Raw genomic sequence first — 18,136 nt, forward strand, 5'->3', positions numbered from 1 at the left:
TAGGTTTGTGTCAATCTTGTGAACAGATGAAACTTTCTTGGTGTTCATACGTCTATTCTTAATGTGCAATATATATCCTTGGACATGAAATTTTGTTATGATACTTTCATGGTTATAAGGAGGGATGGATAGTGAATTATCCCAATGGGAAGCGTGGCTCAAGCATGAATCTCGCTCCTAAAGGAAAAAAGAAACCGGATTTCAGTAACCGTGGAATGACTTTAGAAGAGGATATTAATGTAACAAATGAATACTATTTACAGGCTGGAATTGCAGTCGTTCATAAGAAACCGACCCCTGTCCAAATAGTAAACGTCGACTACCCAAAAAGAAGTGCTGCTGTCATTAAAGAAGCTTATTTTAAACAAGCTTCAACGACAGACTTTAATGGAGTTTATCGTGGTAAGTATATTGATTTTGAGGCAAAAGAAACGAAAAATAAAACGTCTTTCCCATTGAGCAATGTACACCAACATCAGATTGATCATATGAAAGAAGTGCACAAACATGGGGGGATAAGTTTTCTCATTATTAAATTCACTCCCCTTGATGAAGTGTTTTTACTTCCTTCCCCTCTACTCTTTCAATATTGGGATGATCAAATGAACGGTGGGAGAAAATCTATACCTTATACTTATGTTGAAAAGGAAGGAATGCGAATCCCTTTGCACTACCAGGCAAGGGTCCATTATATTACTGCCATTGATAAGCTTTATTTTTGAAATGGAGGAAAGATAAATGGCAAATGATAGCCAGTCACGCACAGCAAGAAGGAAACAAATGAAAGCTTCAAAAAAAGGAAAAGGTACATCAAAGTTTAAAAAAGTCTTTATGACTCTGTTAACAATCGGTATCATTCTTATGCTGAGTGTAGGAGGATTGTTCGCCTATTATGTAGCAGCTGCTCCGGACCTGGATGAATCGAAATTATCCGATCCTTTTTCATCGAAAGTTTATGATAAGAACGGTGATCTTGTTGCCGACCTAGCGGGTGACGAGAGACGGACTAAAATATCTTATAACGATATTCCCCCTATTCTGGAAGATGCAGTTTTGGCAACGGAAGATGTTCGCTTTTATGACCATATAGGTATTGATTTCCGTAGAATTGGTGGTGCGATTATCGCCAATATCACCGGCGGGTTCGGTGCAGAGGGTGCCAGCACAATTACCCAACAGGTGGTTAAAGAGTCATTCTTAACTACGGACAAAACGATTAAACGTAAAGTACAAGAACAATACTTGGCTATCAAATTGGATCAGGAATATTCCAAGGAAAAAATCTTAGAAATGTATTTGAATAAAATTTATTATGGTGCCGGTTCTTATGGAGTAGCAGAAGCAGCGGAAACCTACTTCGGCAAGAAAGATTTGAATGAACTAACATTACCCGAAGCTGCTTTGCTTGCAGGCTTACCCCAGAGGCCAAGCGGTTACATGCCTTATGAAAACCCTGATTTAGCTAAGAAACGGATGAATATCGTATTAAACTTAATGGTACAACACGGCAAGATTACGGAAGAAGAAGCAGAAGAGGCACGTAACGTAGAAATAGAAGAAATGCTGGTGGAACGTCAACCGGAAAAAGAAACCCCTTATCAAGCTTTCATTGATGAAGTGGAACGAGAAGTTAAAGAAAAAATGGACGGTGCGGATATATACAAAGATGGACTGAAAATTCATACCACTTTAGATCCAGCGGCCCAAGAATATGTAGAAAAACTCATGAGTGATGAAGGCGGCATTCCCTGGCCGGATGAAGAGCTTTGGGCAGGGGTAGCTGTCACCGACACTCAGACAGGTGCAATCCGAGCTATCGGAGGTGGACGTAATTATCAAGAAGGAAACTTAAGCACCGCTTCACAAATAAACCGTCAACCTGGTTCGACCTTTAAGCCGATTACAGCCTATGGCCCTGCGATTGAATATAATAAAATGTCAACATATCATCAAATTAAAGATGAAAAAGTGGAATTTGATGTAGGCAATGGCTGGCAACCTAATAACTTTGACAACAAATTCCGCGGCTGGGTTTCTGCGAGATACGCGCTAAGTCGTTCGTTGAATATACCAGCAATTAAAACGATGGAAGAAGTAGGTGTCGATAAATCGGAAGAGTTTGCATCAGGATTAGGATTTAAGATACCTGAGAATGGGTTTCATCTTTCGGACGCTATTGGAGGAGGCATGGGGACCAATCCAAAAGAAATGGCTGCCGCCTATGCAGCTTTCGGTAATGAAGGAGTTTACAATGAACCGCATACAGTAACAAAAGTCGAAGTTCCTGGTGAAGGTACGGTAGACTTAACTCCTGAGCCTAACTCAGCGATGAACAATTACACTGCCTTCATGATATCCAACATGTTGAAAACCACTATGAGTGAAGGTACAGGTACAGCGGCTAACGTACCGGGACTTCATGACGCAGGAAAAACAGGTACGACCAACCGTGGTGGCAATGCTGTTGACTCATGGTTCAATGGTTATACTACCAAGTATTCGATTTCCATTTGGTCCGGATATGAGGAAGAAGATGGATTGTCCCAAGCAGCCAAAGACATTCCGAAACAAATATATAAACCATTAATGTCTCGTTTGTCAGAGGGAATTGATACCCCGGATTTCTCTAAGCCAGACTCTGTCACTTGGGTCGATGTTGAAAAAGGTTCACGACCTGCTCGACTTCCTAGTGAATATACACCTTCTGATCGAATAGTCACTGAGCTATTCCATGTAGACAATCAACCATCAAAAGTTTCAGAAGTGTATCAACAGCTTGATCCTGTCACTTCATTGAATGGAACATTCAATGAAGAATCTTCAAGCATCGCTCTGAACTGGAGCTATGGAGATTCTGAAGGCGTCACTTTCCGTATTGCTGCATCGATTGATGGTGGCGAGATGAGAGAATTGACGACCACGAAAGAAACTAGCGTCGAAATCACAAATATTGATCCAGGTGCTAGCTACGAATTTGCTGTTGTAGCCATGAGTGATGACGGGAATTCAGAAAATAGCGAACCCGCGACTGTCCAAGTTCAAACGCCTGGTTCTCTTGAGCCTGACCAACCAGATGAAACGGAAGATGAAGAGAACGAAGGAGACAATCCTTCTGAAGAAAATGATCAAGGAAACGACAACGAGAATGAAAATGGTCAAGACAACAATAATGGTAATGGGCAAGGAAATAATGGTGAAGGAAATGGCAATGGTAATGGTAATGGGCAAGGAAATAATGGTGAAGGAAATGGCAATGGTAATGGCAATGAAAACGAAGGAAATGACGAAGGAAACAACGAAGGCGGAAACAACGGAGAAGGTGAAGGAGAAAATCCTTCTGATTCTGAGCAAGAGGATGGTTCTGGTGAAGAGCCTCCTTCCTCAGATGAAGACTCCGAAGACCAACAAGATGCTGCCTAATTAAAAATGACCACCCTAACAGGTGGTCATTTTTTTATACATTTTTTCGCATCCTTTTTTGTCCTTCTCTACACAAACTTAAAAGCGGACATTCTTCACAATTCGGACGTTGTGCTTTGCAGTGATATCTCCCGAAAAAAATCATCCTATGATGAGTGACACTCCATTCATCCACTGGAACCTTCCGCATGAGTGTTTTTTCAACCTCTAGGACAGAATCTTTCCATCGGCATATGCCGAGGCGCTTGGATACACGCTCCACATGAGTATCCACAGCTATCGCGGGTTCATCGAATGCAACCGAAGCAACGACATTTGCCGTTTTCCTCCCTACTCCTGCCAGACTTTCTAAATCCTTTTGAGTGGAAGGTACTTCCCCACCAAATTTCTCTACAAGCGTTTGGGAGAGTTTTTTTATATTTTTCGCTTTATTACGATACAATCCAATGCGTTTTATGTCTTCTTGTAACTCTTCCAGGGGTACGGAGATGTAATCCTCAGGTGTTTTATACTTCTCAAAAAGTTGAGGTGTCACTTTGTTCACCAGTGCGTCTGTAGCTTGTGCGGACAACACCACTGCGACAAGAAGTTCAAAAGGGTTCTGATGGGTAAGTTCACATTCAGCTTCAGGAAACATTTCTTCAAATATATCTAAACAGTATCGAATTTGTTTTTTGTTCAGCATAGTCCCCTTTAGGAATCCTCCTCCAACCAGTTATAGTATAATGAAATATCCCGCTTTTTATTTTCTTGTTTCTGGACTCGGGGTGCTTGTTGGCCTTGCCTGAATTGTTTCCCCTGTTCACGGGCTTGTTCTACAGTACGGACGCCTTTACGTTTCCACTCCCGTAAAATACGATCGATGTATTTAAAGTTAAGTTTACTCATCAATACCGCTTCTCTGAGAGCTGCCTTGATCAATGCCGGGGACTGCTCTTCTTCATCCAGCCATATGTTAATTGTTTCAATCTCGAATGGGGATAAAGGACGCCCAAACTCCTGTTCAAACAATGGGAAGATATTTTCATCAAAACTTTTTTCATTATTAGGTTTTGATGAAAGGACCGTGAAAAGTTTTTCCCATAAAGGTTCTAACGAATAGCTTTCATTGAGTACACGATTTTCATTATGGTCCTGTTCAATGGTCATCAATCGTTTTTGTATCAAACTCCTCAGAACACGAGAACATTCCTGTGCTGAGATTGATAAATGATCAGCCAGTTCTTCAGGAGTCGGAAAGCCATTCCCCTCTGTACGGAAGCGATGGATTTGCAGAAGAACGACAAGTTCTGTTTCATTTATTTTCAGATTATTATAGTTCAGTAAAAGTTGTTTCGGAACGACCATTTGGTTATCCAGGATGTCTTGAAAACTTTGATATTTAGCCAAATTAATCCCTCCTTCATAAAAGATATCGACTGATAAAAACACCGATAGGCGCCCTTAGGCGAATTATCGGTGTTTCATCCTCAAATGATTAACAATTAAGGGTAAAGACGATTCAATAAACGTGGGAAAGGAATTGTCTCACGAACATGCTCGACACCTGCAATCCAGGCAACGGTCCTTTCTAAACCTAAGCCGAATCCAGAATGCGGTACACTTCCATACTCTCTTAACTGCAGATACCACTTGTAAGCATCTCCAGTGAGTTCGTGTTCTTCATAACGTTGTCTCATTAGTTCAAGGTCATCGATTCGTTGAGAGCCGCCGATAATTTCTCCATATCCTTCAGGAGCGATCAAATCAGCGCAAAGGACAACTTCTGGACGCTCAGGATCCGGCTTCATATAGAAGGCTTTAATATCAGCAGGATAGTTTGTTATGAAAACAGGCTTGTCGTAACTTTCAGCAATTGCTGTTTCATGTGGGGCACCGAAGTCTTCCCCCCATTCAATATCATCGAACCCTTTATCTTTCAATAGTTGAACCGCGTCATCATAACTGATTCGAGGGAATGGCGCTTGGATTTTTTCTAACTTATCCGTGTCACGACCAAGAGCCTCAAGCTCAATCTTGCAATTTTTCAGTACAGATTGGACAACATGAGAAACATATTGTTCTTGAACTTCAAGACTATCATTATGATCCATAAATGCCATCTCCGGCTCGATCATCCAAAATTCAATTAAGTGGCGGCGTGTCTTAGATTTCTCCGCACGGAACGTCGGCCCGAAACTGAACACTCTTCCGAAAGCCATTGCTGCTGCTTCCATGTACAATTGTCCACTTTGAGATAGGTAGGCATCTTCATCGAAGTATTTCGTATGGAAGAGTTCAGTTGTACCTTCAGCCGAAGATCCTGTCAAAATCGGTGGGTCAATCTTGACGTACCCGTTGGTGTTGAAAAATTCATAAGTCGCACGTATGATCTCGTTTCTAACTTTCATCACGGCATGCTGACGCTTCGAACGTAGCCAAAGGTGCCGGTGATCCATCAGAAACTCTGTCCCGTGCTCTTTCGGTGTAATCGGATAATCAACTGCTTCATGAATGATTTCGAAATCATTGACTTGCATTTCAAAACCAAGTGGAGAACGAGTATCCTCTACAATCACTCCTGTTACGAACAAGGACGATTCTTGCGTTAACGCTTTTGCTTCCTGAAATTTCTCTTCACCGATGTCTGCTTTCACTACAATTCCCTGCATAAATCCTGTGCCATCGCGCAGTTGAAGAAAAGCGATCTTCCCACTGGAACGTTTATTGCTGATCCAGGCCCCGATCGTCACTTCTTCTCCTACGTACTTAGCTACTTCTGAAATGGTTGTCTTCACAATATAACCTCCAACATTACTTATGATTGATGATTGTTTACAAAACGTTTGATTCTTTCAGCCGCTTCTTCCAATTGGTCCAATGATGTTGCATAGGATAATCGGACATTATCCGGACTACCAAAACCAGAACCTGGAACGAGTGCTACTTTTTCTTCATCCAACAGAGCTTTCACCCATGAATCTACATTTTCAAATCCTCCCGACTCTGCAGCTTTCTTCACATTCGGGAATAAATAAAACGCACCAGAGGGTTTTACACATTCCACTCCAGGGATTTCGATAAGAAGATTGTGTAGAACTTCTAAACGCTGTTTGAATGCGTCTTTCATTTCTGTCACTTTTTCGTCTGAGCCTGTGTAAGCAGCAAGTGCTGCGAATTGAGCGATTGATGTCGGGTTGGAAGTTGAGTGGGAAGCCATATTTGACATTGCTTTGATTATTGTTTTGTTTCCTGCAGCAAAACCGATCCTCCATCCTGTCATCGAATGGGATTTAGAAACTCCATTAATAATAACGGTCTGATGGTATAGCGCTTCAGAAATTTGAGCGATGGACACATGCTTTTCTTCCGTATAGACCAACTTTTCATAAATCTCATCAGATACAATAAGAACATCATGCTCAAGACATACTTCACCGATTGCTTTCAGTTCGGCTTCCGAATACATCATACCTGTCGGGTTGCTTGGTGAATTGATAATAACAGCTTTCGTTTTTGCTGTAATCGCTTGTTTCAACTGTTCTGGTGTGATTTTGAAATCATTGGACTCTTCCGCAGAAACAATCACTGGCTTCCCTTCCGCCAACTTAATTTGTTCCGGGTAGCTTACCCAATATGGTGCAGGGACGATTACTTCATCCCCTTCATTCAATAACACTTGGAATAAAGTGAATAATGCATGCTTAGCCCCTGTTGTCACGATTATTTGTTCATTCGTGTAGGTTAGACTCTGATCCCTTTTGAGTTTGGCGGTGATACTATTTTTCAACTCTGGGACGCCGCCAGCTGGTGTATACTTTGTAAGACCTTCATCCATTGCTCTTTTAGCTGCATCCAGAATATAGTTTGGTGTATTAAAATCAGGTTCTCCTGCACCTAGCCCGATGACATCATGTCCCTCTGCTTTCAATGCTTTGGCCTTAGCTGTAATGGCTAGTGTAGTGGATGGGGTTAAAGATTGGACTCGATCTGCTAATTGCATGAAAATCTCACTCCTTATAATCATTTTAATCATTTTGTCTGAAAGCAAAACGTTGATCGAATGCTTCACCTTCTAAAGTAAAGTAATCTAAAACGTACCTATTCTGACTATCAATATATGTCAACTGATAGACAGGTTCATCCTCTTCGTACCCATACTGGATATCTTTGAATTCACATTCCGAGCAAGTATCCTTCCATTGGGAACGCATTTGGTCGGAAGGAAGAACTCTTTCGGCCGATATTTCATCCAATATAATATTTTCTTCTAAATCAATGAATACTATTATCTCATCGCCACTACCGTTTGTCCCCTGGACGATTTGGGTCTCACCTTCTCCGTAATATGTAGTAACCGATTCGAATTTTGTTAGACCTGTCTGCTGTTTTGCAAAATCAATGGCTTCATCATGACCAGACGTCCGATCCTGATTGATATTGATGTACATCCATATACCAAAGGTTAAAACAAGAAGTAAAATAACACTAAGGATAAGAAGGCACCACTTCAACCAACTAGGTACGGTATATGGTGAAGACTGCTGTTTCCACATCGTCATCATCCAATGCCAATCCAAACATAAGGTTATTTTCTTTCAATGTACGGTTCAATGTATCAACGATTTTATATAAGTCATCAGACTTTTGTATTCTAACCGTTGAGAGTGTTTCTATTTTATTTTCCATTTTAAGACCTCCAATTGCGGCACTCCGCTTATTATTATAACAGGTACGTCCAGCCTTTTTTCTTTCCTTACAACCAATTCTCAATTTTATTGATCAATTGCCTGGTCGATGAGTACAAGACCGGTACCTCCGGCAAGGATGACAGAAAATATTTCCCGTACCGTGCTTCCATCAACCTTTGATCACATATGAAAACAATCCCTCGATCGGTATTGCTTCGGATCAAACGTCCGAATCCTTGCTTGAAACGAATGATGGCATGAGGGAGAGACTTATCCATAAACGAATTTTTCCCTTCTTTTTTCATACGTTCATTTCTCATTGATTGTACAGGTTGTTCTGGTGGCTGAAAAGGCAGCCGCACCATCATAAGACAAGAAAGATCTTCTCCAGGGATATCCACCCCTTCCCAGAACGAACTCGTCCCTAAGAGTATCGCCTGATCGAACGCTTGAAAGTTTTTCTTCAAGCGATCTCGGCTACCGCTTGAAACGCCCTGAGCAAAAATCATAAACTCGTTAGGATCGATGAATTCTCTCAGCAGACTATAGGTCTTCTTCAACATATCATAGGAGGTGAATAATACGAGCATCCTCCCTTTCGTTACTTCTGCAACAGAATAAATCGCTTCACTTAAAGCTTCAATAAAAGCTTCCTGGTCTTTTTTTATATCCGGAAAATCATTTGGCACCATAACTTGTACCTGTTTATCATACGAATATGGCGAAGGAATCAATACCTCTTCTGTTCGTGTATCATTCTCTAGCCCGACCGTTTGCCGAATGTATTTGAAGGAACCACTCGTAGCTAATGTCGCACTCGTCATAATGACGCTTGCCTTTGCATTAAATAAACGTTGTTGGAGGAGATGAGCAATATCGAAAGGCTCACTGAATAAATAGATTGAATTGGAAGCTCCTTCTCCCTCAATTTCCAGCCATTTCACTTCTTCTTTTCTGTCAAAATCAAAATAATGTATCAATTGCGCTCGTATTTTACGGCACAGTTCTATTTGATTATTCAGCCGTGCTATCAAAATAGGAATATTATGATCTTCTTTTACAGTGAGAATCATTTTCAACTGATCTTCGACTTTTTCCATTTCAAAGACCAACTGCTGGATGAGAGCCAAGAAACGATGGGACATTTCTTTTGCTGCGCTCATGAAAGAGGGCATTTCTTCATCCTTTAAAAGAAGCTGTGTCCGGCCTATATCACTTTTTCCTCTTCCTAGTCGACTTTCTTTCTTCACATTCTGATAGATAAACCGGGACAAGTTGCTCAATTCATCCTTCGCTTCATCAATCGTCTGCTGTCCTTTAAGTAGATTAGTACTGAATCCATCAGGAAAGGACCATTCTTTATATAGCCCTTTTTGGAAGCTTTCTCCAAATTGAGTCAAATATCTTTGGAGTTCACGATAATCCATTCGCACACCAAAATAGCGGCTAGCCACATTCTCTAAATGATGTGCTTCATCAATGATGACATGACGATAATCCGGTAACAGGGATTCTTCCTTCATGATATCCATACAGAACAGGGCATGGTTAGTTATGACAAGGTCCGCTTGCATCGCTTTCTCTTGGGCCCATTGAAAAAAGGAATCGTCCACATAGCCTAGCTGGACTGTTTTACTAGATTGTTCTGCTGATACTTTATGCCAGAATTGGCGTCCATTAGAAGGAAGTTGGATTTCATCGACATCTCCAGTGCGCGTATATGTCAACCAGACGAGAATCATCGCTTTAGTCAATGCTATATCATAGTTATCCTGGTAGGAGCGCTCTAATTCGTAATAAAAATGACTAAGACTGATATAATGACTTTTCCCTTTATATAAAACGGCTCTGATCGGACGTGGGAACATCCGCTCCACTTTATGGATCTCTTCTTCCAACAATTGTTTTTGCAGGCTGGTTGTGTGTGTTGTTATTACGACACGTTCCCCGGTATTCATAGCCTGATAAACAGCAGAAAGAAGGTAGGCTACTGATTTTCCAGTACCAGCACCAGCCTCTATTACTGCGTGTTTATTTTCAAGGAATGCCCGGTGTACTTCCTCTGACATCTTCTGTTGACCATGCCGCTTTTCAAAATTGGCAACAACACTTTTCAGACCGTTCTCCCCTTCATAGACTTGTTTTTTCCATTCTTGGAACAAAGGTAACTCGATCTGCTTTTTCGTTTGCTCACGAAACGGCTTGCGTACTGCTAATCCATGCTTAATCACTATGTTCTCTTCCCCGTTTTTCCCATAGCGTTTCTCATTAATATACTTCTGAAAAAATTCTCTAAAGTCACTCTTCAACTTATTTTCTATTTTCAGAAGTTGAGTCAACGTTCGTTCAGGCAGACTTTGGAGCTCTTTGAGTAAAAAGAATAATAAATCGGCAGTCACTTGTGCATCTGACAAAGCCCGGTGGGGGTGATCATGTCCCATATCCAATCGTTCTGCTAGCTGTCCCAATTTAAATGTAGGGGAAGTAGGTAAAAGGATCCTGGCGAATTCAACCGTATCAATGACCGGGTTATGTAGTGGCTGATAACCGCACCTTCTAAGTTCGTCGTTCAAGAAGCCGAGATCGAATTCTATATTATGCGCAACGATATAGGCATGTTGAAAAAGAGGATAAATATCCTCGACTATTTCAGAAAAAAGAGGAGCTTCAAGTACATCTTCTTCTTCAATTCCAGTCAGAGATCGGATGAACGGAGGAATATCCCTTTCTGGATAAACAAGGGAAGAAAACTTTTCGATAACTTCTCCACTTTCCGCCATTACAACGATACCAATTTCAATAATCCGATCGCCCTTTACAGCTGCGTTTCCTGTTGTTTCTAAGTCTACAATTGCAAATCTCGTCATGTTATCCCTACTTTCACCACAAAAAGGAAGGACCCAGCCGATTCATAATGGCATAGATCCTTTCATGATTCGCTAGTCTTTCTTCATAAAGGCAATGCTGTCAATGGCGGTTCTTCTTCAATGATTTCTACCACCTTGTTTTGATTATCCATCAAAGCGATTTTAGGTCGGAAACCGGCAAGCTCTTCCTCACTCAACATCGCATAGGAAACAATGATCACTATATCCCCTGGCTGTACAAGTCTAGCGGCTGCACCATTCAAGCATAGGACACCACTTCCTCTTTCCCCTGCTATCACATATGTTTCAAGTCGTTCTCCATTATTATTATTTACTATTTGCACCTTTTCATGAGGCAGAATCCCTACTTGGTCCAGCAAATTCTGGTCGATTGTTACACTACCGACATAATTCAAATTAGCTTCTGTAACGTGGGCACGATGTATTTTCGCTTTCATCATAGTCCGAAACATTCCTGCTCCCCCTTGCCGTTCAACCTGTATAATCTTCGCCATCTTCATAAAAAATGACGTTATCAATTAATCTCACTTTTTCATAGAATACAGCTACAGCTAAAATGACAGGTCGATTGATTTCCTCTATAGATTCTAACTCAGGATAGGATAATAACTCAATATAATCTATTTTACCATGAGTTCGCTGTTCAAGAAACTTCTGTGTAGCTTGAATCACTTCCGAAGGATCTTTTTGTCCTTCCTGGACAATCTGTCTACCAATTTGAAGAGATTCCTGGATAGCTGGCGCCTCTTTTCTTTCCTTTTCAGTTAAATGGATGTTTCGGCTACTTTTAGCCAGGCCATCCTCTTCCCTTACTGTTGGTACGGCAACTAATTTCACAGGAATATTGTGATCATTGATTAACGCATCCACTACAGCAACTTGTTGCGCATCTTTCATTCCGAAATACGTGTTGTCCGGTTGTGTTATATTAAAAAGCTTCGTCAAAACAGTGACGACTCCGTCAAAATGCCCCGGACGACTTTTACCACAAAGGGCTTCCGTGCGTTTTGTAACACTCATTTCTACCGTTAATGGAGAAGGATACATTGTCGCATTTTCAGGAAGAAAGACAAGATCAACTCCCTGCTCTTCCGCGATATTCCTATCGTGGTCCGCATCTCTTGGATATGTATCTAAATCTTCCCCTACCCCGAATTGAAGGGGATTAATGAAAATACTTAAAATAACCTTGTCATTTTCTTTCCGGGCTTCCTGGATGAGACGTATATGGCCTTCATGAAGAAACCCCATTGTTGGGACAAAACCTATGGACTTTCCTTTTTTTGTCCAATCTTTCACCACTTTTTGTACCTCATGTATTTCCTTTGATACTCTCATTCTTATACCCCTTACTCACCTGGAAGCATGTTAACATCCATTGTAAACGTATGTTTTTCTTCAGGAAAAGTCCTGTTCTTAACTTCATTGACATAAGATTGAACAGCTTCGCCTAAAATATGATTACTATCTGTGTAAGTTTTCACGAATTTCGGTACACCGTCTACCCCATATTGAAGAATATCATGATAAACGAGAACCTGACCATCACATTCTTTTCCTGCGCCAATTCCAATGGTAGGAATAGAAAGTCGGGAAGTAATCATTTCCCCTAATTGACGCGGCACACACTCCAGGACGATAGCCATCGCCCCTGCTGCTTCTATTTCTATCGCTTCTTCTAAAAGTCGTTCAGCAGTGACACGATCTTTCCCCTGAACTTTATACCCTCCTAGAACATTAACAGACTGTGGAGTCAGACCAATATGACCTACTACAGGGATACCAGCTTCAACTAAACTTTCCATTGCCTTCGTTACTTCCCCACTGCCTTCCAGCTTTAATGCCTGTGCACCTGTTTCCTGATACATTTTTCGAGCGTTTTGTAATGTGTCCTCCATTGAAATATGGTAGGACATGAATGGCATATCAATCACTTTAAAAGTATCTGGGGCTCCGCGGGTTACAGCTTTCCCATGGTGGATCATATCATCAATAGTGACTGGGATCGTGGAGTCATATCCTAACACTGTCATGCCAAGACTGTCTCCGATTAAAATCATATCCACATTCGCCGCCTCTGCCATTTTTGCAGAAGGGTAATCATAACTGGTGATCATAGCGATTTTTTCTTTTTCCTGCTTCATCCGCAGAAATTGACTTTTATTACGCATGATAACCTCCCTCTCCCCAATGAATTTCAGCTGAATATAACTTTTCTTCTTCCCCATCTTTTGATCTGGCCCGCAATGCACCATCCGGCTCTATACCAACAAGGATGGCCTCCCATGTTTTTCTCATTGTAGAGATTGTTACCTCTTCCCCTATACGATAACCGAAATGTTCCCAGTCCTTCTTAATAGCGCCAAACCCTAAACGTTCGTATCGTTCATAACTATCTTCAAATCGTCTTAGAATTTCCTGGATCGTATGTTGAATACTCCATTCTTCTGCTGATTCTATTTTTAGAGACGAAGCTTTATAAAGTATATCTTCCGGTATGTCCGATTTATCTTGATTAACATTAATCCCCATACCAAGTACGATATACTGGATTGAATCTTGTTCCGCCTGCATTTCTGTCAAAATCCCTGATACCTTCTTATGATTAACAAGCAAATCATTCGGCCATTTGATCTGAGGGTTAAGATCCGAGTTGTCCGCAATCACTTTTGCTAGCACGGTGGCAGCGAGCAAAGTGAGCTGCGGGGCTTGCATAGGTGGCAAATTCGGCCGTAGTAGTACACTCATCCAAATTCCTTTTCCTTTAGGAGAGTTCCAAGTACGAGCCATCCTTCCTTTCCCTTTCACTTGCTCGTCCGCTATGACTACTGTTCCGTGAGGTTTTCCTTGCTTGGCCATTTCATGAACAATTTCCTGTGTGGACTCCACTTGTCCAAAATGATAAAGATTATGTCCCAACCATTTGGTGTCAAGTCCCCATCTTAAAGTGTTTTCACTAATTTTATCAGGGGAAGACAGTATCTTATAGCCTTTCCGTTGTACGGCTTCAATTTCATAACCATCTTTTTTAAGCTCATTCATATGCTTCCATACAGCCGTTCTTGATATCCCCATTTTATCTGACAATTCCTGACCAGATATATGTCCCTCTTGTTTATTCAGAATTTCAATTAACTGCTTGCGGGTGGATTCCATTTTATCACCCATTCCTTTATTTTCTCATAATCATTAGTTACTTTCCCGCTGACCACGTAAAATTCTATCTCCTTCATAACCTCCGAGATCCATGGACCTTTTTTACGCTTACTGAAAATAGAAATTAAATCTTTTGCTTGAAAAGCCAAATCCTGAGGCGCCTGGATGGGGAGTGACCGTTTGATCGTATATAAACGATTGGTTAACTTATCATCGTCCCACCCTATAGCGAAAAGGATATTAACAAAAGATTCATACAACTCTTCAGGAAGTTGATATACAAGCCATGGTGTCACACTTTGATTCTCATCATACATTCGGAGCGCTTTGACCAAGTGTTCTGCTTTTCGCCTTGTTGCATTTGAAAGCTTCCATGATTTAATGAACGCCTGGATAGAGAGAGACGGCCGTTGAATCAAATAGTATGGAATGATTTCATGCCAATGAGATAGCGGGAATCCTGGAATGTCTTTTGTAATATTACTTCCCCACAGAATAGGCAGTTGATGGCGCAGCCCTGTTTCCTCTAAAAGCTTAATCCCAAACTTGTAATCGACACCGGCATAAAGTTTTTCCATTTCAATAGCAATTCTCTCGATCGATATGTGTGCTAATAATTCGGATTCTTTTAATAATGCATCTCTTGTCTTACCTTCTATATCAAAAGAAAGCTGGCTAGCAAAGCGAATTGCCCGCATCATCCGCAACGGATCTTCCCGAAACCTTCCTACTGGATTGCCTACCGCTATGACTTTCTTCTTCTCTATCGCTTCCCGGCCGTGAAATGGATCTACAAGGTTCCCATGACGATCCATCGCAATAGCGTTCATTGTAAAGTCCCTTCTAGCCAAGTCAAGTTTGATATCACGGACGAAGGTAACGTGATCCGGACGTCGAAAATCTTCATACCCTTCTTCGGTACGGTAGGTGGTAACTTCATAAGAACAAGAACGATGTCTCACTATGACCGTTCCGTGCTCAATCCCGACAGGTATTACCTTCTCAAAGATTTCCTGTATACGCTGGGGAGGTTCTGAGGTAGCAATATCGATATCGCCTACTGTCCTATTACTCAAATAATCCCGAACAGAGCCTCCAACGATATAAGCTTCTCCCCCGGCTTCTTCAATTTTATCTATCACGTCGAAAGCACCAGAAAAAATCTTATGCTTCATTGTTCAATACCTGTTCATACAAATTTTCGTATTGTCTCAGGATTGTCTCTGTAGCGAATTTGTCATTCACTACCTCTTTAGCTTTAATGGACATATTTTGGTGTAATTGAATATCCTCTAATATTTTGAGGGCAAAATAAGACATTTGCTCAATATTCCCAAGTTCCGCGATATATCCTGTATCTCCATGATCTATCACTTCAGGAATACCCCCTATATTCGTGCCGATACAGGGTACCCCGCAAGCCATAGCTTCTAACAGAACAAGACCAAAGCTTTCTTTTTCGGAAAGTAAAAGCTTTAGATCTGAGATAGATAACAATTCGCTCACATTTTCTTGTTTTCCTAGAAAAAGCACATCATCTTCAAGGTCCATGTCACTCACAAGTTGATGACAGACAGAATACTCGGGCCCATCACCGACAAGTAGTAGTTTCGCAGGCATCTTATCCCTTACGTTAGCAAAGGTACGGATGACATCTGTTACTCTTTTTACACGACGGAAATTTGAGATATGGATAAGGACAGATTCGTCTTCTTTTATCCCATAATCTTCTTTTAAATGTAATTCAGGCTTCCGGTAATATTCTCTCTCATCAACGAAGTTATAGATGACATCTATCTCCCGTTCTGTATGTAGCATTTCCTTTGTCTGCTGAACGAGACTATGAGAAACAGCGGTAACACGGTCAGACTGTTCAATACCGAACTTGATCATTTGTGTAAGACTTGAATCAATACCTAACACTGTAATATCCGTACCGTGAAGAGTTGTAACTATTTTAACATCCCTATTGCACATCTGTTTGGCTAAAATAGCACAAATCGCATGTGGCATCGCGTAATGGACATGGAGAATGTCGAGTTCTTCACGGTTAATGACATCAGCCATTTTAGCAGCGAGCGCCAAATCATACGGGGGGTGTTGAAAAACTGGGTAATTACTAACTTCCACCTCATGATAGTAAATATTAGGATAGACTCTATTTAGCCGGAAAGGTACTTGAGAAGCAACAAAGTGAATCTCATGTCCTTTCTCAGCTAGTAATTTACCAAGCTCTGTCGCAATAACACCTGAGCCTCCTACCGTGGGGTAACAGGTGATACCTATTTTAGCCATATCTACTCACTCCTGCTTTCTGTTCTTCTCAATGATGTTTTTCCATTCAAAATCCTTATGATCCAGTGCTTGAATCATGATTTCTGCCATAGCAAGGTTCGTCGCAACTGGTATCTGATGCACATCGCAGAGCCTAAGTAATGCACTGATGTCAGGCTCGTGAGGTTGGGCTGTTAATGGATCACGGAAAAAAACGACCATATGCATTTCCTCATTTGCAATTTTAGAGCCGATTTGCTGATCCCCGCCTAATGGACCGGACTGAAAGCGTGTCACTTTTAAATCTGCCTCATCGGCAATTCGCATACCCGTTGTTCCTGTGGCAAATAATTCATGTTTGGAAAGTACGGAATGATACTTTTGGGAAAATCGGATGATATCATCTTTCTTTTTATCGTGTGCAATCAAAGCTATATTCATCTTAAAGCTCTCCTTTTTAATCAAGTAAGTGTTCAAGACCATAAACAAGCACATCAAGATCCATAACACGTTCCGCTGCAAGTTTCACTCCACTCATAAATGATTCACGGTGAATTGAATCATGTTTTACTGTGAGCGTTTCGCCAAGACCTCCAAAAACCACTTCCTGGTGTGCAACAAGACCAGGGAGACGCATACTATGAATTCTCATTCCTTCCACATCGGCGCCTCTTGCCCCCTGTAATGTTTCTGCCTCATCTTCATGGCCTTGTTTGTGGCTCTCTCGTACTTCTTTAATCAGCTCCGCAGTTTTTACCGCTGTTCCAGAAGGGGCATCTAACTTTTGGTCATGGTGTTTTTCTATGATTTCCACTTCAGGAAAATGTTTGGCTGCCCACTTTGAAAATTGCATCATTAGTACAGCACCTATTGCAAAATTAGGGGCGATTACCGCACCTAACCTTTTTTCTTCTGCAAGTGTAGTCAATTCACTCAATTGTTCTGCAGTAAAACCAGTAGTACCTACCACTGGTCGCACACTATGTTCCAGTGCTAATTTTGTATGTTTATAACCGTTTTCTGGTGTCGTTAGATCAATCAGCACATCAGCCTCTACCTCACTTAGACAATGAGCAGCATCTGTGTAAATCATCGCATCAAAATTCGGAAGCCCTTCTATATCTTTAACCTTCAGTCCTTCATTTTTTCTATCAATACAAGCAACTAGTGAAAGTGTTGATTGTTTCTGAATCATGTTCAGTGCCTCTTTACCCATTTTACCACGCGGGCCAGCTACAATTACTTTTATATTATTCATCATTATTACCTCCGTTTTTTCGTGTCCATCGATTTTTATCCCGCGTTTCTATCTTGTTCATGGATTGCTCGAAAGCATCAGACAAATCCATGTCCAAGGAATTAGCGAAACAAGTGAGAACAAATAGAACATCTCCAAGTTCTTCTTGGAGTGCTTTATCTTGTTCTGTATTCTTTTTAGGTTTTTCTCCATATCGGTGGTTAATTTCTCTTGCCATCTCTCCGACTTCTTCTGTCAGTCTCGCCTGAAGACTAAGTGGGGAAAAGTAACCTTCTTTGAATTGTGATATGTAATCATCGACCCTCTTTTGAATCTCCTCAGTCGTATAGTTCATGTCAAACCCTCGTTTCGTATATGTACTCTCTCTAAATGTTAGCCAAAACATGTCCATTTGACAAATCTTTAATCTTAAACTGTCAACTCCCTTATTGAAACAACCATTATATTAGGGAATTGGATGACTTTTTCAG

18 protein-coding genes are annotated in these 18,136 nt (G+C 41.1%); 2 read left to right on the plus strand and 16 right to left on the minus strand.

Features of this window, described 5'->3' with window-relative positions:
- Positions 1–131: 131 nt before the first annotated feature.
- Both recU and BMZ58_RS11420 read left to right on the plus strand, forming a co-directional pair.
- Positions 132–722: a Holliday junction resolvase RecU gene (gene recU / locus BMZ58_RS11415; protein WP_075036688.1), complete on the plus strand. Its 591-nt coding sequence runs from the start codon at positions 132–134 to the stop codon at positions 720–722.
- Positions 723–738: 16 nt separating this feature from the next.
- Positions 739–3,420 carry a penicillin-binding protein 1A gene (locus tag BMZ58_RS11420; RefSeq protein ID WP_075036689.1) on the plus strand — a complete coding sequence of 894 codons (2,682 nt, stop codon included), beginning with the start codon at positions 739–741 and terminating at the stop codon, positions 3,418–3,420.
- 34 nt (positions 3,421–3,454) lie between these two features.
- Here the strand turns inward: BMZ58_RS11420 and nth are convergent, their stop codons facing one another.
- From nth to BMZ58_RS11500, 16 genes are all read right to left on the minus strand, one after another.
- Positions 3,455–4,105, minus strand: coding sequence for an endonuclease III (gene nth, locus BMZ58_RS11425; protein ID WP_075036690.1), 651 nt, complete (start codon positions 4,103–4,105; stop codon positions 3,455–3,457).
- Between the two features lie 8 nt (positions 4,106–4,113).
- Positions 4,114–4,809: a DnaD domain-containing protein gene (locus BMZ58_RS11430; protein WP_075036691.1), complete on the minus strand. Its 696-nt coding sequence runs from the start codon at positions 4,807–4,809 to the stop codon at positions 4,114–4,116.
- Positions 4,810–4,904: 95 nt separating this feature from the next.
- Entirely contained in the window at positions 4,905–6,197 is a 1,293-nt protein-coding gene (asnS, locus tag BMZ58_RS11435; RefSeq protein ID WP_075036692.1) for an asparagine--tRNA ligase, read from the minus strand.
- A 20-nt stretch (positions 6,198–6,217) separates the two neighbouring features.
- Positions 6,218–7,402, minus strand: a complete 1,185-nt coding sequence (locus tag BMZ58_RS11440; protein ID WP_075036693.1) for a pyridoxal phosphate-dependent aminotransferase — start codon at positions 7,400–7,402, stop codon at positions 6,218–6,220.
- Positions 7,403–7,427: 25 nt separating this feature from the next.
- Positions 7,428–7,955 carry a cell wall elongation regulator TseB-like domain-containing protein gene (locus tag BMZ58_RS11445; protein WP_139207334.1) on the minus strand — a complete coding sequence of 176 codons (528 nt, stop codon included), beginning with the start codon at positions 7,953–7,955 and terminating at the stop codon, positions 7,428–7,430.
- Positions 7,918–8,088 carry a YpmA family protein gene (locus BMZ58_RS11450; protein WP_075036695.1) on the minus strand — a complete coding sequence of 57 codons (171 nt, stop codon included), beginning with the start codon at positions 8,086–8,088 and terminating at the stop codon, positions 7,918–7,920. The genes BMZ58_RS11445 and BMZ58_RS11450 overlap by 38 nt, the downstream gene beginning before the upstream one ends.
- A 67-nt stretch (positions 8,089–8,155) precedes the next feature.
- On the minus strand, positions 8,156–10,957 hold the full coding sequence (gene dinG / locus BMZ58_RS11455) for an ATP-dependent DNA helicase DinG (protein WP_075036696.1): 2,802 nt from the start codon (positions 10,955–10,957) through the stop codon (positions 8,156–8,158).
- Positions 10,958–11,040: 83 nt separating this feature from the next.
- Entirely contained in the window at positions 11,041–11,430 is a 390-nt protein-coding gene (gene panD / locus BMZ58_RS11460) for an aspartate 1-decarboxylase (protein ID WP_075036697.1), read from the minus strand.
- Positions 11,431–11,449: 19 nt separating this feature from the next.
- On the minus strand, positions 11,450–12,316 hold the full coding sequence (gene panC, locus BMZ58_RS11465) for a pantoate--beta-alanine ligase (RefSeq protein WP_075036698.1): 867 nt from the start codon (positions 12,314–12,316) through the stop codon (positions 11,450–11,452).
- An 11-nt stretch (positions 12,317–12,327) separates the two neighbouring features.
- Positions 12,328–13,149 (minus strand): 3-methyl-2-oxobutanoate hydroxymethyltransferase, encoded by an 822-nt coding sequence (panB, locus tag BMZ58_RS11470; protein WP_075036699.1) that lies wholly within the window; start codon positions 13,147–13,149, stop codon positions 12,328–12,330.
- Positions 13,142–14,146, minus strand: a complete 1,005-nt coding sequence (locus BMZ58_RS11475) for a biotin--[acetyl-CoA-carboxylase] ligase (protein WP_341864786.1) — start codon at positions 14,144–14,146, stop codon at positions 13,142–13,144. The genes panB and BMZ58_RS11475 overlap by 8 nt, the downstream gene beginning before the upstream one ends.
- Positions 14,110–15,309, minus strand: a complete 1,200-nt coding sequence (locus BMZ58_RS11480; protein ID WP_075036700.1) for a CCA tRNA nucleotidyltransferase — start codon at positions 15,307–15,309, stop codon at positions 14,110–14,112. Before BMZ58_RS11480 ends, BMZ58_RS11475 begins: the two co-directional genes overlap by 37 nt.
- A complete protein-coding gene (gene bshA, locus BMZ58_RS11485) occupies positions 15,299–16,429 on the minus strand; it encodes an N-acetyl-alpha-D-glucosaminyl L-malate synthase BshA (RefSeq protein WP_075036701.1) in 1,131 nt (376 codons plus the stop codon). Before bshA ends, BMZ58_RS11480 begins: the two co-directional genes overlap by 11 nt.
- Positions 16,430–16,435: 6 nt before the next feature.
- The gene (gene mgsA / locus BMZ58_RS11490) at positions 16,436–16,849 is read right to left on the minus strand and encodes a methylglyoxal synthase (protein ID WP_083412706.1); all 414 of its coding nucleotides are present in this window, start codon (positions 16,847–16,849) and stop codon (positions 16,436–16,438) included.
- Positions 16,850–16,865: 16 nt separating this feature from the next.
- Positions 16,866–17,666 (minus strand): 4-hydroxy-tetrahydrodipicolinate reductase, encoded by an 801-nt coding sequence (dapB, locus tag BMZ58_RS11495; RefSeq protein ID WP_075036702.1) that lies wholly within the window; start codon positions 17,664–17,666, stop codon positions 16,866–16,868.
- Positions 17,659–18,000 carry a nucleotide pyrophosphohydrolase gene (locus tag BMZ58_RS11500; protein ID WP_075036703.1) on the minus strand — a complete coding sequence of 114 codons (342 nt, stop codon included), beginning with the start codon at positions 17,998–18,000 and terminating at the stop codon, positions 17,659–17,661. The genes dapB and BMZ58_RS11500 overlap by 8 nt, the downstream gene beginning before the upstream one ends.
- Positions 18,001–18,136: the final 136 nt, after the last annotated feature.

This window comes from Halobacillus dabanensis (assembly GCF_900114165.1).
Lineage (GTDB): Bacteria > Bacillota > Bacilli > Bacillales > Halobacillaceae > Halobacillus > Halobacillus dabanensis.